General features: G+C 35.2%; 27 protein-coding genes and 1 pseudogene. 17 read left to right on the top strand and 11 right to left on the bottom strand.

Annotation, left to right across the window (positions count from 1 at the left end; all coding sequences use genetic code 11):
- Positions 1 to 2: 2 nt before the first annotated feature.
- A pseudogene (locus tag QRE67_RS13955) lies at positions 3 to 1,300 on the bottom strand (MFS transporter).
- Positions 1,301 to 1,496: 196 nt separating this feature from the next.
- On the opposite strand from QRE67_RS13955, the gene QRE67_RS13950 reads away from it, so the two are divergent.
- From QRE67_RS13950 to QRE67_RS13915, 8 genes are all read left to right on the top strand, one after another.
- Positions 1,497 to 1,967, top strand: a complete 471-nt coding sequence (locus tag QRE67_RS13950; RefSeq protein ID WP_286120764.1) for a GNAT family N-acetyltransferase — start codon at positions 1,497 to 1,499, stop codon at positions 1,965 to 1,967.
- Between the two features lie 137 nt (positions 1,968 to 2,104).
- The gene (locus QRE67_RS13945) at positions 2,105 to 2,968 is read left to right on the top strand and encodes an aminoglycoside phosphotransferase family protein (RefSeq protein ID WP_286120763.1); all 864 of its coding nucleotides are present in this window, start codon (positions 2,105 to 2,107) and stop codon (positions 2,966 to 2,968) included.
- A 238-nt stretch (positions 2,969 to 3,206) separates the two neighbouring features.
- Entirely contained in the window at positions 3,207 to 3,848 is a 642-nt protein-coding gene (locus tag QRE67_RS13940; RefSeq protein ID WP_286120762.1) for an FMN-dependent NADH-azoreductase, read from the top strand.
- 184 nt (positions 3,849 to 4,032) lie between these two features.
- A complete protein-coding gene (locus QRE67_RS13935; RefSeq protein WP_286120761.1) occupies positions 4,033 to 4,374 on the top strand; it encodes a PadR family transcriptional regulator in 342 nt (113 codons plus the stop codon).
- A complete protein-coding gene (locus tag QRE67_RS13930) occupies positions 4,371 to 4,883 on the top strand; it encodes a hypothetical protein (RefSeq protein ID WP_286120760.1) in 513 nt (170 codons plus the stop codon). Before QRE67_RS13935 ends, QRE67_RS13930 begins: the two co-directional genes overlap by 4 nt.
- An 8-nt stretch (positions 4,884 to 4,891) precedes the next feature.
- Positions 4,892 to 6,361: a serine hydrolase domain-containing protein gene (locus QRE67_RS13925; protein WP_286120758.1), complete on the top strand. Its 1,470-nt coding sequence runs from the start codon at positions 4,892 to 4,894 to the stop codon at positions 6,359 to 6,361.
- 31 nt (positions 6,362 to 6,392) lie between these two features.
- Positions 6,393 to 6,860 (top strand): NUDIX hydrolase, encoded by a 468-nt coding sequence (locus QRE67_RS13920; protein WP_286120756.1) that lies wholly within the window; start codon positions 6,393 to 6,395, stop codon positions 6,858 to 6,860.
- Positions 6,861 to 7,027: 167 nt separating this feature from the next.
- Positions 7,028 to 8,011, top strand: a complete 984-nt coding sequence (locus QRE67_RS13915) for a DUF4003 domain-containing protein (RefSeq protein ID WP_286120754.1) — start codon at positions 7,028 to 7,030, stop codon at positions 8,009 to 8,011.
- A 130-nt stretch (positions 8,012 to 8,141) separates the two neighbouring features.
- On the opposite strand, the gene tet is transcribed toward QRE67_RS13915, so the two are convergent.
- Positions 8,142 to 10,115 carry a tetracycline resistance ribosomal protection protein gene (gene tet / locus QRE67_RS13910; RefSeq protein ID WP_286120752.1) on the bottom strand — a complete coding sequence of 658 codons (1,974 nt, stop codon included), beginning with the start codon at positions 10,113 to 10,115 and terminating at the stop codon, positions 8,142 to 8,144.
- 200 nt (positions 10,116 to 10,315) lie between these two features.
- On the opposite strand from tet, the gene QRE67_RS28680 reads away from it, so the two are divergent.
- The 4 genes from QRE67_RS28680 to QRE67_RS13895 all read left to right on the top strand — a co-directional run bounded on the left by QRE67_RS28680 (position 10,316) and on the right by QRE67_RS13895 (position 12,175).
- Positions 10,316 to 10,579 (top strand): TetR-like C-terminal domain-containing protein, encoded by a 264-nt coding sequence (locus QRE67_RS28680; RefSeq protein ID WP_353507082.1) that lies wholly within the window; start codon positions 10,316 to 10,318, stop codon positions 10,577 to 10,579.
- A gap of 180 nt (positions 10,580 to 10,759) precedes the next feature.
- Positions 10,760 to 11,188 (top strand): MarR family winged helix-turn-helix transcriptional regulator, encoded by a 429-nt coding sequence (locus tag QRE67_RS13905; RefSeq protein WP_286120751.1) that lies wholly within the window; start codon positions 10,760 to 10,762, stop codon positions 11,186 to 11,188.
- 29 nt (positions 11,189 to 11,217) lie between these two features.
- A complete protein-coding gene (locus tag QRE67_RS13900) occupies positions 11,218 to 11,856 on the top strand; it encodes a nitroreductase family protein (RefSeq protein WP_286120750.1) in 639 nt (212 codons plus the stop codon).
- A gap of 22 nt (positions 11,857 to 11,878) precedes the next feature.
- A complete protein-coding gene (locus QRE67_RS13895; RefSeq protein ID WP_286120749.1) occupies positions 11,879 to 12,175 on the top strand; it encodes a putative quinol monooxygenase in 297 nt (98 codons plus the stop codon).
- Between the two features lie 115 nt (positions 12,176 to 12,290).
- Here QRE67_RS13895 and QRE67_RS13890 read toward each other — a convergent pair whose 3' ends face one another.
- The 5 genes from QRE67_RS13890 to QRE67_RS13875 all read right to left on the bottom strand — a co-directional run bounded on the left by QRE67_RS13890 (position 12,291) and on the right by QRE67_RS13875 (position 16,562).
- Entirely contained in the window at positions 12,291 to 13,394 is a 1,104-nt protein-coding gene (locus QRE67_RS13890) for a DUF4018 domain-containing protein (protein WP_286120748.1), read from the bottom strand.
- The gene (locus tag QRE67_RS13885) at positions 13,369 to 14,532 is read right to left on the bottom strand and encodes a DUF58 domain-containing protein (RefSeq protein ID WP_286120747.1); all 1,164 of its coding nucleotides are present in this window, start codon (positions 14,530 to 14,532) and stop codon (positions 13,369 to 13,371) included. Before QRE67_RS13885 ends, QRE67_RS13890 begins: the two co-directional genes overlap by 26 nt.
- Entirely contained in the window at positions 14,529 to 15,467 is a 939-nt protein-coding gene (locus QRE67_RS13880; RefSeq protein ID WP_286120746.1) for an AAA family ATPase, read from the bottom strand. Before QRE67_RS13880 ends, QRE67_RS13885 begins: the two co-directional genes overlap by 4 nt.
- Positions 15,468 to 15,843: 376 nt before the next feature.
- Complete coding sequence (locus QRE67_RS28675; protein ID WP_353507039.1) at positions 15,844 to 16,197, bottom strand: PH domain-containing protein; 354 nt, start codon at positions 16,195 to 16,197, stop codon at positions 15,844 to 15,846.
- A 119-nt stretch (positions 16,198 to 16,316) separates the two neighbouring features.
- Positions 16,317 to 16,562 carry a DNA alkylation repair protein gene (locus QRE67_RS13875; RefSeq protein ID WP_286120745.1) on the bottom strand — a complete coding sequence of 82 codons (246 nt, stop codon included), beginning with the start codon at positions 16,560 to 16,562 and terminating at the stop codon, positions 16,317 to 16,319.
- A gap of 380 nt (positions 16,563 to 16,942) precedes the next feature.
- Between QRE67_RS13875 and QRE67_RS13870 the strand changes: the two genes are divergently transcribed.
- The 5 genes from QRE67_RS13870 to QRE67_RS13850 all read left to right on the top strand — a co-directional run bounded on the left by QRE67_RS13870 (position 16,943) and on the right by QRE67_RS13850 (position 20,873).
- On the top strand, positions 16,943 to 17,326 hold the full coding sequence (locus QRE67_RS13870; protein ID WP_286120744.1) for a VOC family protein: 384 nt from the start codon (positions 16,943 to 16,945) through the stop codon (positions 17,324 to 17,326).
- Positions 17,327 to 17,341: 15 nt separating this feature from the next.
- Positions 17,342 to 17,917, top strand: a complete 576-nt coding sequence (locus tag QRE67_RS13865; protein WP_286120743.1) for a GNAT family N-acetyltransferase — start codon at positions 17,342 to 17,344, stop codon at positions 17,915 to 17,917.
- A 161-nt stretch (positions 17,918 to 18,078) separates the two neighbouring features.
- Positions 18,079 to 19,122, top strand: coding sequence for an ArsR/SmtB family transcription factor (locus QRE67_RS13860; RefSeq protein ID WP_286120742.1), 1,044 nt, complete (start codon positions 18,079 to 18,081; stop codon positions 19,120 to 19,122).
- A gap of 109 nt (positions 19,123 to 19,231) precedes the next feature.
- Positions 19,232 to 20,449, top strand: a complete 1,218-nt coding sequence (locus tag QRE67_RS13855) for an MFS transporter (protein WP_286120741.1) — start codon at positions 19,232 to 19,234, stop codon at positions 20,447 to 20,449.
- A 97-nt stretch (positions 20,450 to 20,546) separates the two neighbouring features.
- Positions 20,547 to 20,873 carry an antibiotic biosynthesis monooxygenase family protein gene (locus QRE67_RS13850; RefSeq protein WP_286120740.1) on the top strand — a complete coding sequence of 109 codons (327 nt, stop codon included), beginning with the start codon at positions 20,547 to 20,549 and terminating at the stop codon, positions 20,871 to 20,873.
- Positions 20,874 to 20,912: 39 nt separating this feature from the next.
- Here QRE67_RS13850 and lsrF read toward each other — a convergent pair whose 3' ends face one another.
- Genes lsrF through QRE67_RS13830 form a run of 4 tightly spaced genes read right to left on the bottom strand, consistent with a single transcriptional unit; the run spans position 20,913 to position 24,611 of the window.
- Positions 20,913 to 21,698, bottom strand: a complete 786-nt coding sequence (gene lsrF / locus QRE67_RS13845; protein ID WP_286120738.1) for a 3-hydroxy-5-phosphonooxypentane-2,4-dione thiolase — start codon at positions 21,696 to 21,698, stop codon at positions 20,913 to 20,915.
- Positions 21,699 to 21,704: 6 nt separating this feature from the next.
- Positions 21,705 to 22,070: a cupin domain-containing protein gene (locus QRE67_RS13840; RefSeq protein ID WP_286120736.1), complete on the bottom strand. Its 366-nt coding sequence runs from the start codon at positions 22,068 to 22,070 to the stop codon at positions 21,705 to 21,707.
- 28 nt (positions 22,071 to 22,098) lie between these two features.
- Positions 22,099 to 23,661: an autoinducer-2 kinase gene (gene lsrK, locus QRE67_RS13835; RefSeq protein ID WP_286120735.1), complete on the bottom strand. Its 1,563-nt coding sequence runs from the start codon at positions 23,659 to 23,661 to the stop codon at positions 22,099 to 22,101.
- Entirely contained in the window at positions 23,661 to 24,611 is a 951-nt protein-coding gene (locus tag QRE67_RS13830; protein WP_286120733.1) for a sugar-binding transcriptional regulator, read from the bottom strand. Before QRE67_RS13830 ends, lsrK begins: the two co-directional genes overlap by 1 nt.
- Between the last annotated feature and the right edge of the window lie 83 nt (positions 24,612 to 24,694).

The following is a 24,694-nucleotide window of genomic DNA, read 5'->3' as shown; positions in this document are numbered from 1 at the left end:
CACTAAGCCTGTATATTTTTATTTTGAGCATTTGCTGCGATTTGTTTTGTTGAAACGGCAGCAATGGAAATTAAAGAAATGCAGCAAGTAAGTACGATATATAAGGCTACTGGAATCCATGAATTGTTATACACGTTCATTAAATATGCAGCAATCAATGGTGCAGTTCCGCCAGCTAGCGCAGCACCTAATTGATAACCTAATGTAACGCCAGTATAGCGAATATTCGTTGAGAAAATCTCAGAAAATAATGTACCTAATACAGCTGTTACCGGTGCCCATAAAATCCCTAAACCAATTACAGTTGCGATGATGACCGACATGGTTGTACCTTGGTTTAATAATAAGAAATAGGGAAATGCGTATAAGAGCATTGCAACGGTACCCCATATGTACATTTTCTTTCTTCCTATCTTATCTGAGAGCTTTCCCATAATCCGAATCATAATCGTGGTAATAAGTGTAGCGATTGTCACCGCATTTAATACAGATGTATTCGGCAATTTCAGTTGTGTTGTTCCGTAAGAAACGATAAACGTAGAGAAAATATAAAATGGACCTGTTTCTGCTACTTTTGTTCCTGTTGCAATAAGTACAGATTTCCAATGGTGTCGCAATGTATCAGCAATTGGTAGTTTTGAAATGTTTCCGCTCTCTTTTTCTTTCTTAAAATCAGGAGTCTCATCTAATCCATTTCGAATCCATAAATGAATACTAAAATCGCACTTAAAATAAATGGGATTCGCCAACCCCAAGTAACAAAACCATCACCCGAAATCATTGTCATGAAAGAGATGGCAGAGGTTCAAAGTAACATTCCAATTGTAACACCTGTTTGAGGAATACTACCAAAAAAACCTTTTCTTTCCTTTGGTGCATATTCTACAGCTAATAGTAAAGCACCACCCCATTCTCCCCCAATTCCTAGTCCTTGTATAATTCTTAGTATAATTAAAAGAATCGGAGCAAAAATTCCAATTGTGTCATAAGAAGGAAGCAAACCGATACATACCGTTGCACCGCCCATAAGGGAAAGGGTTAATACAAGTGTCTTTTTCCTTCCGATTTTGTCACCAATATGACTGAAAATAATACCTCCAAGCGGGCGGATAAAGAAGGGGATACCAAAAGAGAGGTAAGAAAGCATAAGAGCGACAAGAGGATCCTCGTTTACAAAAAATAATTTGTTAAATATAAGTGCGGCAGCAGTTCCATATAAAAAGAAATCAAACCATTCAATAGAACTACCAATTAAACTAGCAACTAATGCTTTTTTCTGAATAGAACTTTGTTGACTCATTATTCCACCTCTTTTAATTTAATATTCTAACTATTTGGATTATTTTATAGTAAATATACAAATATGTCAAAGTTTAAGAAACAACAAAGGAATGAACGGATGAACAGCAAATATTGTAAATAGAATATTTGTAATGACATACTAATCGGTCATATAAATGAATTAGAGTAGTAAATCAGATGAGAGGAAGAGAAAAATGAGAGTGAGACAAGTTCAATCAGAAGATTATGTAACCATTCATTCCGTTCTGAACGATTGGTGGGGTGGGAGAAACATGGCAGATATGCTGCCAAAACTTTTCTTCGTTCATTTTCAAGAAACGAGTTTTATTATGGAACAAGATGGTGAGATTGCCGGATTTTTATGCGGTTTTTTCTCACAAACATATATAGATGAAGCGTATGTCCATTTTATTGGTGTGAATCCAAAGTATAGAAGAAAAGGGATAGCATCAGCGCTTTACACCTATTTTTTCGATGCAGCTCGTGCAAACAATCGTCATATTGTGAAAGCTGTGACATCTCCAGTGAACAAAAAGTCAATTCAATTTCATCGTGATATCGGGTTTGAAATTGAAGTAGGAGATGGTGAAATAGAAGGGGTGTCGGTGCATAAAAATTACGATGGGAAAGGCGGGAGCAGAGTGTTGTTTACGAAGCGTGTATAGAAGTAAACGGAACATGTTATTTTTAATCGTTATATATTATTTTATTTGAAAATGAACACGTATTCCGTTGTTGAGTAATAATAGAGTTTCCAGTATATAAATTAAATTAAGCTAAAAATAGTGGGAAGGAGAAAAAATTGGATATTAAAGATATTCTTGAGGAATTAACTTCTAATAAAATAATTCCTCAAGCCACTATAGAATATAAGCGGTTAACAGGAGGAACTACAAGTAGTTTATATCTTCTTGAGGAATTTAACCAAGAACGTTATGTTGTGAAGTTGAATGAACCGAAAGTTCTTGAGGAAGAAGCCTATTTTCTTGATTTTTATAAGGACAATCATTTTTTAACTAGTCTTCAGTATGTTGATCCATCAAATAGATACATCGTGTATTCATTTATTCCTGGTTCTACAAGTTATGTTAGTGGAAATAAAAAAGAAATACTACAAACACTTGTGCGACAGCTTATAAACAAATATAAGATTGTTCCCCAAGTGGATCAGTGGGGATGGAGAGATCATCTAGTAGAATCTTGGCGATCTTTTCTTTTGGATAGAGTTCTTACTGCGAATCAAGTTTTAAACTCCTACTTAGAAAAGGGAGCTTTTGACTTAGTTTTTGAATTGGTACATAGTCCTAATAGAAATCCATGTGACAAAGAACCCTATTTATTACATGGAGATTGCGGTATTCATAATTTTATTTTTAAGGAAAATCAGTTAAATGGGGTAATTGATCCTACACCAGTTTTGGGAGATCCAATATATGATTTGATTTATGCATTTTGTTCAACGCCAGACGATTTAACGACAGAAACTTTAAATAATGCAGTAAGTCAATTCGCATTTAGTGAGAACAAAAGGGGAAAGCCCTTATATGAAGAAGTGCTTATTTTGTTATACCTTAGAATAGAGACATGTATAAGACATCATCCCGGAGATTTAGAAGATTATTTAAAAGCATGGAGTTACTGGGTGGAAACCGTACAATTAGATTAAACGACTTTATTGTACCTGTACACATATGTTTATCTAAAAAAGCACTCATATGAGTGCTTTTTTATGGGTCAAGTTTTTGCAGTGCGGCACTGAAGTCTTTAATTGTAAACGTCTTAGTTGAAGAAACAAGGAATGCTCACTGAAAAAGATGAAAAATATATAAAATTTCATGATAAAACAAAACAACAAAGGCAATATAAGGAGGGAGAAAATTTATATTTGAAAAGGAATGATTATTATGGGAAAAGTATTGTATATTACAGTGAATCCAAAAACAGCTGAGCAATCGTATAGTCTTGCGGTAGGACAAGCTTTTTTAGAAGCGTATCGCCAAGAAAATGCAAATGATGAAATTATTGAACTAGATTTGTACAAAACACGTCTCCCATATATTGATGCAGATGTATTTAGTGGGTGGGGTAAGCTACAACAAGGAACATCATTTGAAAGTTTATCATCAGAAGAACAAGAGAAGGTTGCTGCCATTAACAAATTGACGGACCAGTTTGTAGAAGCGGATAAATATGTATTTGTAACGCCGATGTGGAACTTTAGTTTTCCAGCACTAATGAAAGCTTATATTGATACAATTTGTATCGCAGGTAAAACCTTTAAATATACAGCAGAAGGTCCTGTCGGTTTGTTAGCTGGTAAAAAGACAGTACATATACAAGCACGTGGTGGAATATATTCTGATGGACCAGCAAAAGAAATGGAATTTGGTGATCGTTATCTTCGCGCAATTATGGGATTCGTTGGGATTACGGATGTTCATTCCATCATTGTAGAAGGAATGAATCAAATGCCAGATGAGGCCCAAAGTATTAAAGAAAAAGCGATTGCTGAAGCAAAAGAAGTTGCGAAGAGGTTTGCGGAATAACGAATTACTTAACCATAAATTCTGTTTTACAGGATTTATGGTTTTTCTATTTTGTATGCAATTAGTAAAAATGGTTGCCATGTCTTTTATATGTATCTAGATGTTGTGAGAGGAAAAGAAAGAAAAGTATATATTTTCAAAATATATACTTGAATGAAATATATATTTTTGTTAAATTTATCCTATGGACAGAACAAGTTTAATTAAAGGTCATTTAGAAATGTTTGTGCTTTCAATTTTGTCGAGGGGAAAAAGTTATGGGTATGAAATTATGAAGGAGCTAGAAGAACACAATTTAAAACTGAAAGGAGTAGGAAGTATTTACCCCATTTTAACTAAGCTCAAAAATCAAGAATGGGTTCATACTTATCGTGAAATGACAGAAAACGGTAAGGTTAGAGTTTATTATGAAATCAATGAAAAAGGTGAAATGTATCTTCAGAAAAAGATCAATGAGTGGTTGGAGTTACAACAGGATATAAAATCTCTACTGCAAAGTGGTTTGAAAGGAGACCATTTGGAATGAACATTAAATTGAACATGGAAGAAAAACAATTTTTAAATGAAGTGCTCGAAGAGTTAAAGCAATGTCAAATAAGTTCAAAGGATAGAAAGAATATTAAACAGCAGCTTTTAGAGCATATTCAAGAATCTCGTGAACACGGCCAAGATAGTATAAATGAATTGGGGGATACAACGACATTTGTCAAAGATTTTTTAGAAATTAATGGAATAGATCTTCATTCTGAAATAAAACAGATACGAAAATCCAAAAGTAGAACAGGAATTTTATTTGTGATTGGATTCTTTACTTCAATTGTTACCTACCTCATTTCACAGCTCCTACTATCTATGTTTTTAACAGAATCATTTAACCCACTAAATACCAATAATTCATTTGACTATAATATTTTTTATCAGATATCAGATAATTTATGGTGGAATTCCCTGCTAATGATCATTAGCATTTCTACTTCCTTACTAGTTTCCATGCTGGCAGTGTTTTATATACGAAAAATAAATTTAAGCAGGTGAAAATTAATATGAAAATACTAAAATCTACAGTCATTTTTATATGCTTATTATTTAATGCGTTTATTTTATTTCTACCAGTCTCGAAAGTCTCCGCAGAACAAGATATTAAGAACACTATAGACAACTATGTAGAAACCTTTTTAGAAGAACATCGAATTCCAGGAGCTTCTATTGCCATTGTTCATGACAATGATATATTTTATTCTAAAGCATGGGGTGTAACGGGAGAAACTGAGGAAAAAGTAACCACTGAAACTCCCTTTACTATAGGATCGATAAGTAAATCATTAACAGGCTTAGCCATAATGAAATTAATTGAAGAAGGTACCGTTCACCTAGAGGATCCGGTTCAAAAATATATTCCAGGGTTTACACTTAAAGATAAAAAAGCAGCATCCAAAATAACAATCAAACATTTACTTACTCATTCAAGTGGAATAAGTACTTATTCGGGTTTATCAATATCCGACAAAGGATCTAAAGATTTCAATGCTATAAAGAATAATGTGGAAAGTCTATCAAACGTTAAACTTACCGCTCTACCTGGAGAAAAACATCAATATAGTAATGCTAATTTCTTAATTCTCGGTGCTCTCATTGAAGAAGTTACAAATCAAACGTATTCTGAATACATGAAACAGCAAGTGTTTTTACCATTAGGTATGAAAAGTGCAGCAGCTGACAATGATTCGGCGTATAAAAAAGGATATGTTGCTGGTTATCAGTCATGGTTTGGAATCCCTCGGAAAAGTTCGGTAACATATGATAATGGCGGCGCGCCATATGGGTACATAACAGCAAGTGCAGAAGACATGGTTCAATATATAAAATTCCTTAGTCGACAAGAGAATGACAATTTTATAACTGAAAATACTATGAATCTTTATGTATCGCCTCATATTCAAACCGGTGAAAACCGCTTCTATAGCCTAGGATTAAGAATCACAAATCCAAATTCTGAGGAGAAAATGATATGGCATTCAGGTTCAACTCCTGATTCACATGCTGAAATGTTTTTTATACCGAAAACAGGTTGGGGTGGAGTGATTCTTACTAATAAAAATCATATTCTAGAAGAAGAGGCGCTTCCATATTTGAAACAAGGGATTATAAATATAATAAATGGAGATGAACCAGTTGATACGTCTTCAAATATTCCTATTATTCAATTGGTTACACTGGGGATAATTTGCTTGCTTTTTATCATATTCATTTATCTGTTGGTAAAGATGAAATCAAAAAAATTTCGTAAAAGAAGTATATGGTACATTTCCGGTATCATTTTCTTAGTGCTGTCAATTGCTACAATTCCGGCATTAATTTATAGTACGGATTCTCCATGGCATGCGATTTATGTGTTTTCTCCAGATTTAGCTTATTTATTGATTGGAGTAGTTATCTTGTTTGCTCTTAATGGATTGTTTTCTATCATCATCGCTTTTAAACAAAATTTGCAAGTGAAGTATTTTCGCAGTTAAATATCAAATCGCATAAAGGGGAGACGTCGTAATGGATCTTACATTCAAATCAAAAAAAATGTGTTTCAACTATCGAGTCGGTGCAATATGTAAACAGAATCATAAAATGTTAATGATTCAAAATGAAGGGGAAGATTTCTGGTATGTACCGGGTGGACGCGTGCAGATGCTAGAAAGCAGTGAATCGGCAGTGAAAAGAGAGCTTAGAGAAGAACTAGGAGTAGATGTTGATGTGAAAAGACTGCTATGGACGGCTGAAAATTTCTTTACATACGATACGCATCAGTTTCATGAAATTAGTTTTTATTATGAAGTGAACTTGCTTGAGCTGCCTACAAAGGGAGAGAATTCTTTCATTCTTGAAGAGGATGGCAGAAGGTATGTATTTCGATGGGTGCCATTAGAGCAAATAAGTGAATATAACTTGAAACCAGATTTTCTAAAAGATAAAGTGAATGATTTGCCTATTCATATTGAACATATTGTTAGGAATGAATAAGAAAAGATAGGAAGATGGGAATTAAGACGTTACCTGTAATTTATAAGATTATTATGGTAAAAGAACCAATAGAAGTATAAGTTTGTAAATCTTGTATAAAAGCATTATTCCTGAATATAGAGTTATAGTATGATAGAAGAGAAGTACAAGAAAAATGGGGGAATACTATGATTACATTGCAGCAGAAGCTGGAGCAATACGCACGTATATATGCACAGTTAAAAGGGGAACTAAAGTGGAAAACTAGTGATTCTCGGACAGGGATGATGATTGCCGCTATGTATGCAGGCAGCGATAAACCGTTTGATCTTGGACGTTTTTTAGAAATTAGTAGTTATATTAAGGATCAGGTAGGGACATTTTCATACTTAAAGTCTTATCATCGCTTTGTGGTTGCGGCAACATTAGATATTCACTTTACGCATTACAAAAAAGCCTTTCAGCAGTTTCTAGACTTATATGAACGTTTGGTCGCTGGCGGCTTTAGCCGGAGTATATTTACTTATCTGGCGGCAGCTGTGCTTTTAACAGAAGACAATGGACAGCATGACACACGCATTCAACGGTCGATGCAAGTATATAAACGCATGAAAGAGGATCATCTCTTTCTTACAAGTACAAATGATTATCCGCTCGCTGTTTTGCTAGCAGGACAACCAGAGAAAGTAGAGACACTTATGGATCGAGTGGAACGTCTCTATCAGAAGCTGGCGGCAGCTGGCTTGCGCAAAGGGAATGATCTTCAATTTTTAAGTCATATTCTTTCTCTAAATAAGGATGCTAGTGAAGATATTTTAGTAGCACAGTGCACAAACATATGGAACCTGCTAAAGCAAGAAAAGGTAAAAGTGAAACAGATGCATTATCCGGCTGTCGGGCTACTAGCGTTGCTTGAGGGTGGAGAGAAAGAGGTTTCTTCTCTTCGGGCATTCATTGAGAAATTGCAGGGTGATAAGCTATTCCGCTGGCATACGGATGCAAATATTCTTATTGCTATTCAACTATTCGTAAGCCAGAAAGGTGCGGAAAGTCACGCTGCCAACACAGGGTTACAAACAATGATAGAGGTTCTCATACAGGCGCAGCAGGCAGCTATGATAGCAGCAATTACGGCTTCCTCTGCAGCGGCTTCTGCCAGCAGTAGTTCATAACGTGCAATTTGCTGTATGAATGCAAGCGCACTGTTGCTATATGTAAAATTTCCCCAAAAGGGTTACATACATCATACCTAACTAAAAAGTCGATTGTCTGCTGACAATCAACTTTTTAGCTTATGTTAAATTAATAAGCGCGAAGCACATGCAGTAAATAATCTTTTCGATTCAGTGGATTATAGTCTACTCGTTTTCGCGACGGGAAATTTGATTCGATTTTACTATATCCGCAAGGTTTAGCGATAAAGACACCCTCGCCTTCAGTGAAAGAATATAGCCCACGCTTAAAATTCTCCGTTTTGGCCATTGGCAATGTTCCTGTTAAATAAAAGGACTCGTTTTGCAATACGGGTTCTGTAAAAGTAGCATGTATAGCTGATAATTTATACATTGCAGTACTGATTGAATTTGTTGGTACTGTTAATTCAAATTCATTTACTGGTTCATATACGGTCGTTCCCGCTTGCTTTAAAGCATCCATTAAGACAAGAGGCGTTAGTTTTCTAAAATCACCAGCTGTCGTTACTGGACTTGCATAGCCGGTATGCGTTAATGTTACGACGATATCAGTGACTTTCCATCCATATAAGCCTTGTTTTAACGTTTGGAATACTGTGTCTTCAATCGCTTTATGAAATGCTAAAGGCAATGAGCCAAGCTCGACTTCTAAGTTATAAGTGATACAAGAATTTGGTGCACCAGGTTTAATATGAAAACCAATTGTTGCATAGAAAGGGTTATCCTTTTCACCCATTATTTCTAGTGCATCTCCGCTTCCAATTGGTTTTTCTATACATATAATTCTTGTATCTGAAAAGGAAACGGCTAACTTATAGTTTTCTTGTAGAATTGTTTCGATCACTTCTTTTTGAACTTCACCAAACAGTTGAATATAGATTTCGTTGTGAATATGATCCTTTACTACTTTTATCAGGGGATCTTCTTCCGATAGTTCCACCAGTGCTTGATACAGGTCATGATTCTTCTCTTTTGGTCGTGCTTCAATTGCAGCTTCCATTTGAGGCTCTGCAAAGTGAATGTCTTTCATTTTATCTGACCATTCACCTATCACATCCCCGATCCTAATGTCGCTAAGCCCCCATACTTTACAAAATTCTCCCATGCCAGCGATAGGGGATTGCACAGCGTTTCCATTATGAAATATATGAAGCTTTTTGATTTTTTCTTTGTGTGAAAGGGTCTTTAAGTCACTTTGTTTTCGGTTAATATCAACATATTTTCTTACGTGTAAACAGCCGGAGAATATTCGGACGTATGCAATTTTTTCTCCAGTAGATTCTCTTTCAATTTTAAAAACAATACCAGATAAAGGCGTATTTCTATCATCATTACAATCATTTTGAGGAATCATTACTGAAATGTTTTCGAGTAACTCTGTGATTCCTATTCCAGTCATTGCTGAACCAAAAAAGATTGGATATACATTTGCACGCTGAACTTGAGCCCATAATTCATTTCTTAAAGTGTCTTTATTTAGTACCTCACCATTTACATAGGATTCAAGTAACGATTCATTATGTGTTGCTAGAAGTTCAATATACTCATCATATACATCAGCATCTACTTTAGTTTGAAGAATATACGCATCTTTTGTTCCTTCATTTTTTACTTTATATAGTGGAAGTACTTGATTCGTAAGCATATCCTGTATTTGTTGAATGACTTTCGTTGTTTCAGCACCACTACGGTCGATTTTATTTACAAATAAAATCGTTGGAATACATAGTTTCTGCAGCGTTTTTATTAAAATTTTTGTTTGCGCCTGAATACCCTCAACTGCAGATATTACTAAAATAGCTCCATCTAGAACACCAAAAGATCGTTCTACCTCGGCAATAAAATCCGCATGACCGGGTGTATCAATTATATTTACTTTTAAATCGTTTATAAAAAATGAAACGACAGATGCTTTAATTGTAATTCCGCGTTGTTTTTCTAACTCCATCGAATCTGTTTGTGTGCTTCCTTTATCTACTTGACCCATTTCCTGAATGACATTAGTTTCATAAAGAATACGCTCAGTCAAACTCGTCTTTCCAGCGTCTACATGCGCTACAATCCCTATATTTATTGTTTTCATGTATTAAAATCCTCATTTCGCTTTTCATGTTCATTTCCTCATTTCTTTTAATAATAAATTGCCGCATTACAATCACTCTCCAGTTTTTAGGATATTTCTATTATAGGGAAATTTTCGTTATTTGTAATGTGGTGAAATACTTAATTTTGGAAAATTAACAGGTTGAGAATACTAATGCTGGTTGACATTAAAGTTTATATATATATGCAATTTATCCCGCATTAACTGGCAGTAAAGGAGCACCTTATTTTCGTAGTCGGTTCCTTGAGTTTGTCATCGAAGAGTTAAAAGATGAAGTAAATGTAAACGAAGGAAAAAATCAAGGGTTAAATAAAGATGTCATTATTCAATTTTTAGGAGTAGCTATTATAGGAATTGTAGAATCGTATTTCACGAATGAATTAAATGAACCATCTCGTGTTGTTGCAGAACAGGTGGGAATATTGTTAGAGAGAAATTTATAATTTGAGCGGAAGGATTAAACCTCTTTGTAAAAAAGCAAAGAGGTTTAATTTTTTATTGTGGACAAAAAATAAACAAAAACAAAATGATTGCATTATAAATTCTAATCGGGTATATTAATTGACATATCAATTATTGATATGTCAATTAATTATATAATGCCTTTGCAAAGGAGGAGTAAATTGACAAGTTCATGCTCAAAGGAAGCAATTATTTTATATAAATTACACTTTCTTAATAAAGAAGTGAGTTCAAAGTTTGAAGGTTGTACAGGTATGAGCCAATCTAGGCTTGAGCTTATACTTCAGTTATATGAAGTAGATGAAATTAGTCAAAAAGCACTTCAAAAAGAAGTGAATATTGATAACGCAGCGATTACGCGGCATTTAAAGCAACTTGAAGCAAATGGAATGATTACAAGACGTAAAAATCCAGATGATAACAGGATTACTTTAGTCTCTCTAACGAAAGATGGACGAAATAAAATTCATGCCTTTCAAGAGGAGAAAGAGCGTTTCGCAGCTTCAGCACTAAAAGGTTTAAGTGAGGAAGAGCGTGATAACCTTTTAAATATGTTAAATCGCATTCAAGAAAATGTAAAAGAAGTTTAAATATGAGATAACAAAAGGAGAATACACCTATGAGTAACGTAACAAAAACAAATGACTTTACAGAAATTCTGACAGGACGTCGTTCGATTCGTAAATACGATACATCTGTGAAAATTAGTAAAGAAGAAATGACAGAAATTCTGACAGAGGCAACACTTGCACCGTCTTCAGTTAATATGCAACCATGGCGCTTTCTTGTTATTGATAGTGCGGAAGGGAAAGCAACACTTGCGCCACTTGCTCGCTTTAATCAACTTCAAGTTGAAACATCTGCAGCGATGATCGCCGTATTTGGGGACTTAAATAATTTCGACAACGCAGAAGAAATATACAGCAAAGCAGTTGACCTAGGTTATATGCCTGCAGAAGTAAAAGAAGGCCAAATGGAAAAACTAACTGCTTACTTCTCAACGGTTGATTCAGCTGTTATGAAAGATACTGTATTAATTGATGGTGGCCTTGTATCAATGCAACTTATGCTTACAGCTCGTGCTCATGGATACGATACATGTCCAATCGGTGGTTTTGAAAAAGACAAAATTGCAGAAGCTTTTGGATTAGATAAAGATCGCTATGTTCCAGTTATGTTGATTTCAATTGGTAAAGCAGCAGAGAGCGGTTATAAATCAGTTCGTCTTCCAGTTGAAAAAGTTGCAGAGTGGAAGTAAGGAAAAGAGAGGGGAATGTTTCATGATTATTATTCATGCCGTATTTCATGTTGATGCAGCAAAACAACAAGCGTTTTTAGAGGAGATTCAGCCCCTAATTACTGCTTCGAGAGAAGAAAGTGGAAATATATCGTACGATTTATATAAGGATACAGAAAAAGAAAATGTCTTTACTATGGTTGAAGTTTGGCAAGATGCAGGGGCGGTTGCTAGTCATAATGCAAGTGAGCACTTTACTTCCTTCGTTGCGAAAGCTAGTAACTTTTTAACAGCACCACTGGATGTAAAAGCATTTGATGGACAACCCTTGCAAGGGTAATAAGAAGTTGTGGGACAGCTTTCTTTGCATGTACTTCGTTAATAGAAAGTAAAAAACCTCGATGACTCCAGTAGGAGATATCGAGGTTTTTGGCTAGTCTAAAGATTGTATGAAGCTATTCTTTCTTCTTTTTCACTGGTTTTCGATATTTGTATAATGCATTAATTTCTCTTTTAAAGTGCTGGAGAAGTTCAGTATCTTCACGATTTGCATACCTCGCAGCGTTGTATGCATCAATAATTACATCCAATTGAATGGAGACTTCTTCTTCTGTATGAATCCGTTCCATCCATGCTTCTATCGTTTCCCCGCGCTGCCGGTTTAAAGGTGGTCTTAATTTTTTTTCCAGTTTAAAAATCTCTTTTCGAATTGCGTTTTTAGGTGGGCGTGTGATTTGTTTTTGTTTTTGCACCATTCCTTCTTCAGGAATAATCATGCTAGGATTATAGAAGGAAATGCCACCTAATTGAAGTGATTTTCTTTTTTTATAAAGTTTCCAAATAACAAATATAGCAAATATACCAATTAGAGAAGCGGTAATTGTCTGGGTAACAAAAGCGTCATACTCTTTTTCAGGTGGTGGTAGTTCTGTGCTTTGCATCCCTATTTTGCTTACCACTTCTTCTCCATCATTCGTATCTGTAACAGACAATAAAAATTGAATGAAATAGCCGAATCCAAGAGAGACCCAGTGTAAAGAATATGAGATGATGAGACGTATATAAGATATCAATGGTATAAACAGGAGGCTAGCAGTTCCAACTGCTGCGATTGATAAAAAACGTACGATTTTCTGGTTTTTATTAAAACTTGTGATCCAAAGTGATAGCAGAGCATGTAAAGTAAATAATCCTAATTCCCATATAGAAGGCATTTGCACTACATGAAGAAAAACAGAGACAATTAACCATAAAAAAGCACCTAACATTTTATGATATGGTGTAATATCTTCTCTTACATGCACGATAAAAAAGAAAAAAGGAAGTAATATGGAACTAAGGATAGAAAAAATGGATAATGTGTAACAAAGTATGACTTGCAGAATGAATAGTGCAATCAAGGCAGTTCTTTTGTTAAGATTTATTTTATTAATGAGTATGATGCAAATAAAACTGGCGACAAGAAAAAGTAAGATGTGAACAACTTCTCCTTTTTCAGTAAGCATAGAAAGTAAGAGCAGAAGGATAAAATCATTAACGTAATGTACCCATGTTTTCAAGTTGTTCCACCACTCCTTCATCATTGATGAGATAAGTTTGCTGCATCATATTTGGCAAATTAGCTTTCTTTATCCCAACAAAAAACATTGTAGACGAACGTTCTTTTTTTCTACTTAAATAGTGAAAGAAACTTTCACTAGGGAGTATCGTACTATCATCTGAAATACGGGCAAGTTCTTCTAAAGCTTTAACGTACTGCATGTGTCCTTCATTTAATGTGAGATGTAAAGGACCCTCTTCAGCAAATATACTAACAAATAATTCAAAAGGTATCTTTTTTTCTGTTGCGAATTGGCATAAATACGTTGTGTAAGAAATGAGATCTTCAATATTTTCTTTCCAACCAAATCCACGCTCTGCCCCGAGATAAAGGGAAATAGTCCAGCTATAATTTTTTATAGCTTCATATTGTTTTGCCTGTAGACTTTGCATTTTAGCGGATGCTTTCCAATGAATGGAGCGAAATGATTCTCTTTCATATTGTTTCACACCAACAATGGAGGACTCATCATGAAAATAGGAAAAGTTTGTTCTATATGTGCCCATTGACAATTGGTGTATTTCCTGTAAACCTACTACACGTTTTAAAGTAGGATAAACGATAATTTCTGTTTTTAATTTATGCATAGCGGGCAAATGTACTTGAATGATATGGAAGGGGTCTCCTATGATACATTCAAACTGTTCAATTTGAAAAACACCTCGTTTTGTAGCTGTAAATGATAAATCCCATTTTTGTTGTGACTTGGCAGGTTGTGAAAAACGAAAGGAAAATAAAGTTTTTGATATTTGTTCAATTCCAGTATTCAAATGTGGAACTAAGGCCGGATTAATATGAAAAAAACAGGTGCCATTTACTAAAGGGAGCTTCGCTTTATTTTGCAAATGAATGGATAAATTCCCGTCTTCTTCAGGGAATAACCGTGCTGTTTGTTTTTTATTTATAATTCGAAAGTATTGTTCGATGTATGAGGTATAGCGATAAATAAAATAAGAAAACAAATAGTAAAATAAGAAGGGGAAAACTAAAAATGAGTCAGGTACATAGAAAGCTAGCAATAGGGCTACTGGGATTGTTAATTTAATAATATGATTTTGGAAAAATAATGGAACGGTTACGATACGCGTATAATTCATGATTGCTCAATCTCCACGGGAACGTCAACATCAGCTAGGATACTTTCAATTAATTCCTGTTTTGTTGTTCGCAAAGCGCCCTCCATCGACAAAACAATACGGTGCTTCCACACGTAAGGGAGTAAGAATTGTATATCTTCAGGCGTACAAAAATCGCGATTATGTAAAAAAGCCAGAGCCTGCATTGCTCGTACTAATACAAGTGTTGCACGTGGACTAATACCATTCGCAATATAATCATGATTACGCGTTGCATTGGCAAGTTGGATGATGTAATGCTCCAACGGCTCTGATACGTAAATTTCTTTTACCTTTTGTTGTATTTGTAAAATATCCTTTAAAGATATGACTGAACAAAGCTCATCTAGAGGTTTATTTTTTCGAAAACGTCGCATCATTTTTAGTTCCTCTTCTGGAGAAGGATAGCCAATAGAAATTGTCATTAAAAAACGATCCAGCTGTGCATCAGGAAGTGGGAAAGTCCCTTGTGATTCAATTGGGTTTTGTGTCGCAATAACAAAGAACGGTTTTGGCAATAATGTAGATTTCTTTTCAAGGGTTACTTGGCGTTCTTCCATCGCTTCTAACAAACTGGATTGTGTCCGGGGCATTGCCCGGTTTATTTCATCTGCTAGTAGTAAATTTGTCATGACTGGACCGAGTCTTAATTCAAATTCACTTGTTTTTTGGTTGAAATATTCAATACCAGTCACATCACTAGGAAGAACATCTGGTGTGAATTGGACACGAGAAAATTGACCGCCAACACTTTTGGCAATTGTTTTAGCAAGTAACGTTTTCCCCGTTCCAGGTACATCTTCAAGTAGCACATGTCCATCTGCCAGCAAGGAAACTAAAAGCAGATCAATGACATTTTCTTTTCCGACAAAAACAGAACTTATATTATGTTTCAATTTATCTATCATAAGTATCATCCTTTCAATAGTATATAAATACAAATTAAAAAACCGACATAAATTTAGGTGGGAGAGAGCATCCGGCCATGCATAGAAGCGGTCAGCACCTTTTCCTGGCCCATACCAAGTGAAAACAAAGAGAGAAAACGAGTGCAGGTCACCTGTTGTTATCCATAGCCGCGGCTATATGTCGAAAAATCAAAATGGACTTATATAGAAGAGTGTATTTGTATATTTTAACAAAATTTTCTAAAAATTAATATTAAAAATTACTATAATAATATTTTGGGATAAATCAATGATCAATTGTTTTGAGAAAATAAAGGATATCTCGTATTAAGAAACAGTGAAAAAATTCGTATGCTTTTGTTGTAAATTAAAATATAATATTTTTTCAATTATCCACCTTTTCTTGAATCATTTGTAAAATACGCTTTTGCGTATCTTTATTATGAATATATTGTAGAGGAATCCAATTGTGTTCATGGTAGAAAACAATGCGAGATTCGAAAAGGGTCTTTTTTTCTTTTATGTCAGTAATGTTTTCATATAAAAACTCTTCATATTGTTTTGAAATTGTATTGTTCAGGCCGGTATAAATGAATAAAATTCTTTGATTAGTAACTGCTAAAGTACCAGGCCTTGGTGCACCTCTATGCAGAAATGTGTGTAGTGAACATTGTGTTTGGAGAAGAAGTATTTCATCTTGTTGGAGAAATTGTTGGATAGTGTGAAGTCGACTAGACATTAGAATCAATTATTTCTGTATATTAGGATTATAACATATTGATACAAAAGGACCGCTTACAGAGTGAAAAGACGTTGAAAGTAAAAAAGTTGCTTATAAAACAAGCAACTTTTTGTGAATTAAAAAGATTGATTTTGAGCAGGTTTAATAAATTGTTCTGGATTTTCAACGAGCCCACATGCTGCACACTGTACACGGTATGTAGGACCTTGATACGCCATATGAAATGCACTCATATTGTCGTTTGTATATTCTTCCTCAATTTGACCCGTTTGTGGATTTAACTTAACAGGCTTTACTTGTTGCTCAATAATGTTAAACCGGGTACGATTTGTTCTACAACTTGGGCAAAGCATTGGTTCCATATGTACACACCTCCATTTTTAGCATTTCTTCATAGAGAGGAATTTATTCATAAATGAATGGTTTCTGTATAAAATCGTTTATTTTTATACTGTTGTTTTAATAATTTTCTCAACATAGATGCCGATTTATTACCGTTGAATGTATTTAAAATTCTGAAATATTCATTTATAATTTATGTATGAACTGGTTATGTCCTAACCAATCTCCTGTTTTATGCCAATATGGTTAAGATCGAGAAATCGATCTTTTTTTTGTGTGCAAAAATAGTGGCGAATGAGACTCCAAATGCATTGTTTGTATGTCTTAAAAATCTATATTTGGGCAGGTTTTTCTTGTTACTTGTCGAAAGATAGACAAATGCATGAAAGGAGTGGGAAACGTGAACTTGAAAATGAAGTATATCATTTTATATGTAGAAAGGTACGAGGAGTGCCTTCAATTTTATAAAAATATTTTACATCTAACGATTAAAGGGGAACATGGTACTTACATTGAGTTTGATACAGGATCTACTATATTAGCTATTAACAGTAGGGAAAGTGTACAAGAATTAACAGGATTATCAATTCCAAAAGGTGTACTGGAATCATCTACATTTGAGATTGGCTTTGTTGTGGAAAATGTAGAGGAAACGATAGAGGCATTAAGAGCGCAAGGTGTTACGGTATTGGTAGAACCGATAACAAAACCGTGGGGACAAACCATTGCTTACATTTCGGATCCAGATGGTAATTATATTGAAATTTGCAGCTCATTAGAATAAGAGGGAGAGAAAAAGATGGGGAAGTTTCCTGTTTTAGAAACAGAGCGGTTACAGTTAAGAGAATTAACATTATTAGATGCAGAAACAATGTTTCATTATTTTGCGAAGGAATCCGTAATTCGCTATTTCGGAATGGATTCATTTCAAGATGTAGACCAGGTCAAAAATACGATTCAACACTTTAGAAAAAGATATGAAGAAGGTAGTGTTTTTCGCTGGGGAATTGAGTTGAAAGGGACAAATCAATTAATTGGAACATGTGGTTTTCACTTGATTAATCAAAATCATAAACGAGCGGAAATCGGTTATGAGTTGGATGATACATATTGGGAAAAAGGATATGCAACAGAGGCTTTGCAAGCTATGCTTGCGTATGGATTTGAAACACTTCAGTTTATAAGAATCGCAGCAGTTGTTTATACAGAAAATGAAGCCTCGCATAAATTACTGAAAAAAGCTGGATTTACAGAAGAAGGATTATTTCGAAAATATATGATTCAAAATGGTGTCGCACATGATACAGTTATACATTCATTGTTGGAGGAAGATTGGAGAAAACCATTGCTACAAGTAAAACAAACAGTTTTATAAAATAAGTCCGTATTATATAAATAAAACAAAACCACTCCTGTATTGAGTAACAGGAGTGGTTTTGTTTTTGGAATTTAAATATATAAAATATTCTATAAATATTGAAAGTTAAATTCGATACATGTAGAATTTAAAATAATAACACGAAAGGAAGTGATGAAATGGAAGTTTTTAATATGACGAGTAGAAAAAGAGAGACGTATGAAGTTCAAGTGAAGTATTCGTTATTATGGGAATGTGCGTTAGGAATTGCAGCCATTACACATAATCGGCTCATTGATACATTAGAAAAGTCTCGTGATGAGTGGAAGAGTATAAAACAATCTTTATCTAAAGAAATGTTAGGACATTTAGATTTTGTGGAGACGCATAATACGTGGAAAGCGTTACTTCAACTACTTTATCAACAAGACTTTATTGATTTACCACAGTTTCTTCATTACATAAAAACATTACCAGCAGATGAGTTAAAGTATAAATGCATTCCATATGTAGGATTAAAGTATCAAGAAAAAAGAAAGGCTGCAGCCAATGGGGAAGAATTGGCCATACAGGAATTAAAAGAGATCACAAGTAACAATCCATTCTTTCCTACTTACATTGAATTTATATGTAAAGCAGATGTACAGCTACTCAAAGATCATTTGATTGCTGTTATGTCAGGTTGGTTTGCAGCTGTTATTGAGCCAAAAGCAGACAGACTTTTGCTCATATTAAAACAGGACTATGAAAGCAAAAATAAAATGAGAGAGAAAATGACTTCTGAAGAATTAGTAGAGTGGGCGACTGGAGGAGTCACGTATCTTCCAGAACCGAGCGTACATCATGTTCTTCTCATCCCCCAATACACGTATCGTCCATGGAATATTGAAGCAGATATTGAAGATACAAAAGTATTTCACTATCCAATCGCAAATGAAAGTATAAACCCCGAAGATCCATATCAACCAAGCTACTTTTTAGTTCATAAACATAAGGCACTAGGCGACGAAGCAAGGCTGCGAATTGTGAAATTATTATTTGAAAGTGACCGTACATTACAGGAGATAACAGAACAATTGAATATAGGGAAATCAACGATCCATCATCATTTGAAAATTCTTAGATCGGCTAAGTTAGTTGATATTCAAGATTCAAAATATGTTTTAAAAAAGACGGCAGTTGAGTCGCTATCTAAAGAATTAGAACTTTATTTGAATAGATGATTACCTAAAGATTAAAGCGCACCAGAAGGTAAGGGGAAAGAATTTTCCCTTTTACCTTTGCAGAACGAAACAGAAAAGGAGAAAAGAATAAAAGAAAAGTTGGTGTGCAATGGGAAAAAGTATTTTGAAAAATCGAGCGTTATTGTTTATGTGGATTGGAAGTGCAATATCAGAATTAGGCGGGGCATTTGGCACCTTTTGTAATTCGATTATCATTTATCAATTAACAGGTTCAAAAATGGCTCTAGGGAGTATGTGGTTGCTTTACTTTATTCCATCACTTATTTTACAACTTGTCATTGGACCTTTTATTGATAAATGGAGTCGAAAGTGGATTATGATCGTATCTCAGTGGACACGCGGACTTGCTTTTTTACTACCGCTAGTAATGATGATAACCGGAAATATAGAGACTTGGCACATTTATGCTGTGCAAATAATAGTAGGGCTTATTACTCCGTTCTATGTACCAGCGAATCAAGCAATCACACCAACTATTGTTTTAAAGGAACAGTTACAGACAGCAAACGCCTATATTGATGGTATGGTTCGTCTTATGATGTTTCTTGCTCCAATATTAGGCGGTGTCATGATTGAGTTTGTAGGGGTAAAGTTAACTTTATTTTTAGTTTGCTTATTTCTATTTATAAGTGGGGGCTTGTTGTTGTTTGTACAAGAAAAAAGAGTACCAAAAATGGTTCGTAAGAGTTGGTTGGAACAATTTTTTGAAGGATTCACTTATTTCTTTAAACAACCAATTATTGTTTGGCTTGGTGTTTTTCTGGCATTTGTTCAATTTGGAGTAGGTGTAACAATGGTTACGAACCTTCCGTATATAACAGACGAGCTTTCAGCGAGTTATGCCGAGTATGGTTACTTTATGGCTGGTTTTCCGCTCGGTTATGTAATCGGTTCTATGTTAGTAGGAAAAGTGCAATATCATAGCCGGCGTGTTCTCATGCTTGGATCTCTAGTAATAGGAGGACTAACATATATTTCACTAGGTTTGAATCAGAGTATCATTTTGGCAGTTATCATTGAAGTTGTAGCTGGCGTATGTATGGCGTTTTTTAATGTTCATAACACGACGATATGTCAGCAAACAGTACCAAATGATATGATGGGGAAAATATTTTCCGTACGCTTATTTCTTATAAGAGGAGTAATGCCACTTGGTGTTCTTGTTGGAGGGATATTAAGTGAAATATGGGGAGTAAGAGCATTATATATACTGATTGGTTCAATCATATGTGTAGCTTCTTTAGCGGGTATACTATTGCCATACTTTAAATTTCTGGATATCTCGGTTCGAGATAAATCGGCTTAATTCACAATTATAAAATATTATAATTGAAAATAATTATCATAATCAATTATAATAAAAGAATAATAGAAACTATTTGCATACAAAGGGAGTGGAATATATGTTTATCGAAACGAAAACGTTTACTGTGAAAGAAGGTACTTCAGATCTTGTTGTGAATCACTTTACTGGTAAAGGAATAATTGAAAAATCAGAAGGGTTTATCGATTTAAGTGTTCTCGTGAAAAAGGTTCGAAGAGGAGACGAAGAAGTGATCGTGATGATTCGCTGGGAATCTGAAGAAGCATGGAAAAACTGGGAAACTAGTGAAGAACATATAGAGGGACATAAACAAAGCCGTGGAAAGCCAAAACCAGATCATATTATTAACGTAACACATAGTGTATATTACGTGAAATCATCAAAAGGTGCATTTCAACAATCATAGATTATGAAAAGAAAGGAGCTAATCAGTAGCTCCTTTTTTCTATTCATTTTTAACGTCGTTATATAATTCTAATCCTTCTTTAATGTTCAATCCATTTTTCACAATACCATGAATGGCTTGAATCATCGCAGCCGGATGTTCTGATTGCCAAATGTTGCGTCCCATATCAACGCCAATTGCTCCTTCTTGCAGTGCTTGATAGGTAATAGTTAATGCAGCTTCAATGGAATCTAATTTTGGGCCGCCTGCAATGACGACTGAAGCAGGGCATGTGCTTGTAATTTTTTCAAAGCCTTCACAGTAATAGGTTTTAATAATATCAGCACCCATTTCAGCGCAAACGCGTGATGCCAGTGCTAAGAACCGAGCTTCTCGTTTTTGTAGTTCTTTCGCAACCGCAGTAATACCGAGCACAGGCAAGCCATAATCGTGTGCTTCAGAAACAACATTTGCTAGGTTTGATACAGTTTGTGTTTCATAGTCAGATCCGACAAAGACGGATACCCCAACCCCAACAACATTTTGCCTCACTGCTTCTTTAATGGGTGTAACAATTGTTTCATTGGCAAGGTCTTTACCAACCACAGTTGCCCCGCCAGAGACACGCAAAACCATTGGTGTTTTACAATCTTCTGGAATACAAGAATTCAGTACCCCTCGTGTTAAAAAGAGAGAATCTGTATAGGGAAGTAAATGTTGCACTGTTTCTAATGGTTGCTCTAATCCATGAATAGGTCCTAAAAAATAACCATGATCAATTGCTAACATAACAGCCTTACCATCAGGTAAAATGGTATTTAATCGATTTTTAAATCCCCAAGTCATTACGAATCACTCCTTATGATTTAAATTAGGATTTTCTATTTGTACAGTATCTTTTTCTTGTAAATGTGGTGACTTTATAAAGACAGCTTTAAAGGGTTGATTGGAACGGTTAATGAGATAATGAGATTCATGAGGGCCAACTTGTAAGACATCACCTTGTTTCATCGGTACTTTTTCATTATCAATATAGAAATCTATTTCTCCTTCTAACGCATAAAAAATTTCCTCGCATGTTGTATGATAATGGTTTTGGAATTCTTGACCCGGTTGAATGACAACGACACCAACGTCAATATTTGGCCCCTTGATTAAATATTTTGGACCATTGTCACCAAATCGGTATGAAAAATCATTTTCATTTATTTTAAGCATGATGCTACCCACTCCTTTATGTAATAAGTTACAAAGCACCTGGGGCAATCCACATATGTGATGTGAACCCTTGGTCTGCTAATGGGAGTTGTTTTTGATAGACAGCTTTCCAATTTTCATAAAATTGTTGATACAGCTTATGGTTTGTAGCATTTGGCTTATAGGTCGTTTCCCATTGTACAAATTGCTCGGCAACAGTTTCCATCGAATCATAAATACCAGCACCAACACCCGCAACTATTGCAGTTCCTAAAGCTGCCGCTTCTTTTACAACGGGAACTTTTACGGGGACTCCAAGTACATCGGCAACTATTTGTGACCAAAGTTTTCCTTTTGAAGCACCGCCAGCAAATACCACCTCTGTAGGAAACTGTCCCGTTAATGCTTCTATTAATTTAAAATTTCCTAGCGTAACAAAAGCGGCATTTTCTTCGATTGCGCGGAAAAACTCTTTCTTCCCGCATTTCTCTGCGTCTAAGCTTAAGTTAATAAAAGAGGGAGCAGCATGACGCCAAGATATATAATTCATAACATCTGAAAATATAGGGATAATGCCGTGGGATCCAACTGGTACATGTTTGGCTTGTTCTTCTAGTAATTCATAAGCATCTACACCTAGGTTGCTAGCGAGTTGTTTTTCCTCTTGGCAAAAGGCATCGCGAAACCATCTCATAACGAGACCAGGAAAGAAGGCGATTGTTTCATATTGCCAAAGGGTAGGGACAACATGGCAGTTTACACGAATTTGGGCATTTGGATCTACTTTTGGAGCAGTTATGTTTATTTCTTGTTGCCAAAAGCTGCCGCCGCAAATAAATGTTTGTCCTGGCTTTACGACTCCGGAACCAAGTGAAGCCATTTGTGCATCTCCGCCGCCAGAAACTACGGGTGTTCCTACATGTAAACCAGTTACTTCAGCACTTTGTTTCGTAACAGCTCCAATGACAGTACCCGCTTCATTTACTTTCGGAGTAAATAATAAAGATAAACCACATTGTTCGGCGAGCTCTTTATCCCAGTTTCTATTTTGTAAATGGAAAACACCTGAAGTACATCCATTGGAAGGATCGATTTGTAATTCGCCGCACAATTTATAGAGAATCCAGTCGTTTAACATTGTAAATGATTGAGCTCTTTCATATATATCAGGCTGATGCTTGGCAATCCATAGTAATCTAGGGAGAGCGCCTAGAGCAAAGGTTTGCCCTGATTTTTTATACAAATCCTCTTCAAGATGGGAACGGATTTTTTTTAGTTCATTTACTTCTATGGAAGCGCGGCCATCAACGTTGGCACATGCCCAAATTTCCTGACCGCTTTTATCATATAAAACAAATCCTTCACGCATACTTGTTGCACTAATTCCTTTAATAGATGAAGAGGGAAGATTGCTTTTTTTCAGTACGTCTTTCGTACATTCCTGAATGAGCTCCCAGTTCTGCATTACATCAAAATTCATAGAGCCAGGATAACGAGAGTCAGTTGTATGAATCCACTCTCGCTGACTAACAGCAAGCTGATTTCCTTGTAAATCAAAAAGAACAGCTCGAACGCTTCCAGTGCCAGCATCGTATGCTAATAGAGCAGACATTATGTTTCACCTTCCTTTTTTAATAAAGAAAGAGCAGTTTCTTCATCAGTAATAAGTGTATGGATATATCCGCCTTTTAACGCTCCGTATATTGCATCAATCTTTTCTACCCCTCCAGCAACTCCAACTACATGCTTCATATTTCGAAGAACAGAAAGAGGGGTTCCGATTAGACGCTCATGATGGGGAAGTTGAAGCAGATCACCATGGGCATTGAAAAACTGTCCGAGAATATCACCAACGCCATTTTGATTTCGAATATAAGTCATTTCACGAAGCGTCATCTTTTCTTCTTTTAAAATAGTTGCATCATGGGACAGGCCTCCAATTCCAACAACTGCGGTATTTGCCAAGGAAGCAACGTGCAACATTTCTTTGACTGATGGTTCAGAATGGATACTATGTGCCATATCATCTGTAGATGCTAAAAATGGTGTAGGAATAATATGAAGTTGCCCTTGTACTTGATTTAAATAGCTTGGTTTTCTAGGGAGATAATGATTTACACCACCCGTTAGCGTGACGATTGAAAGTTGCATTGATGAATCAAAATTGATGTTTTCTAGCATTTTTGAAATTGTTTCTCCCCAGCCAATCCCAAGTAAATCACCTTGTTGCAGATGTGATTCTAAATATTGTGCAGCTGCTTTTCCTAATGACTGAGGGAAATCTTCTTTTGGTGTAGGAATAATAAAAGAGTCCATTAAATGAAACGTTTTTATAAGTTCACGTTCAATACTTAAACAATGTAAACCAGTCCCTTTTATATGGAAGGTTACAATTCCTTCTGTACGTGCTTTATCCAGTAAACGAACAACTTTATTTCTTGAAATATGAAGTAATGAGGCGATTTCTTGTTGTGTTAAATGATCTTTATAGTAATACCAGGCTACTTTTGTTAACAAATTTTCTTCAAAGTTCAGCTGTGTCATGCTCTTCATTCCCTTCAACAATTGAACGTTGCTTAAACATATGTGTCTGTTTTTTTGTTTATACCGTATGAGTCAGGAAATATCCTTGAGAAAAATAAGTT

This window comes from Bacillus sp. DX3.1 (assembly GCF_030292155.1).
Lineage (GTDB): Bacteria > Bacillota > Bacilli > Bacillales > Bacillaceae_G > Bacillus_A.
Note: the sequence above shows the minus strand (reverse complement) of the source record. Positions and strands in the feature narration are given on the sequence as shown.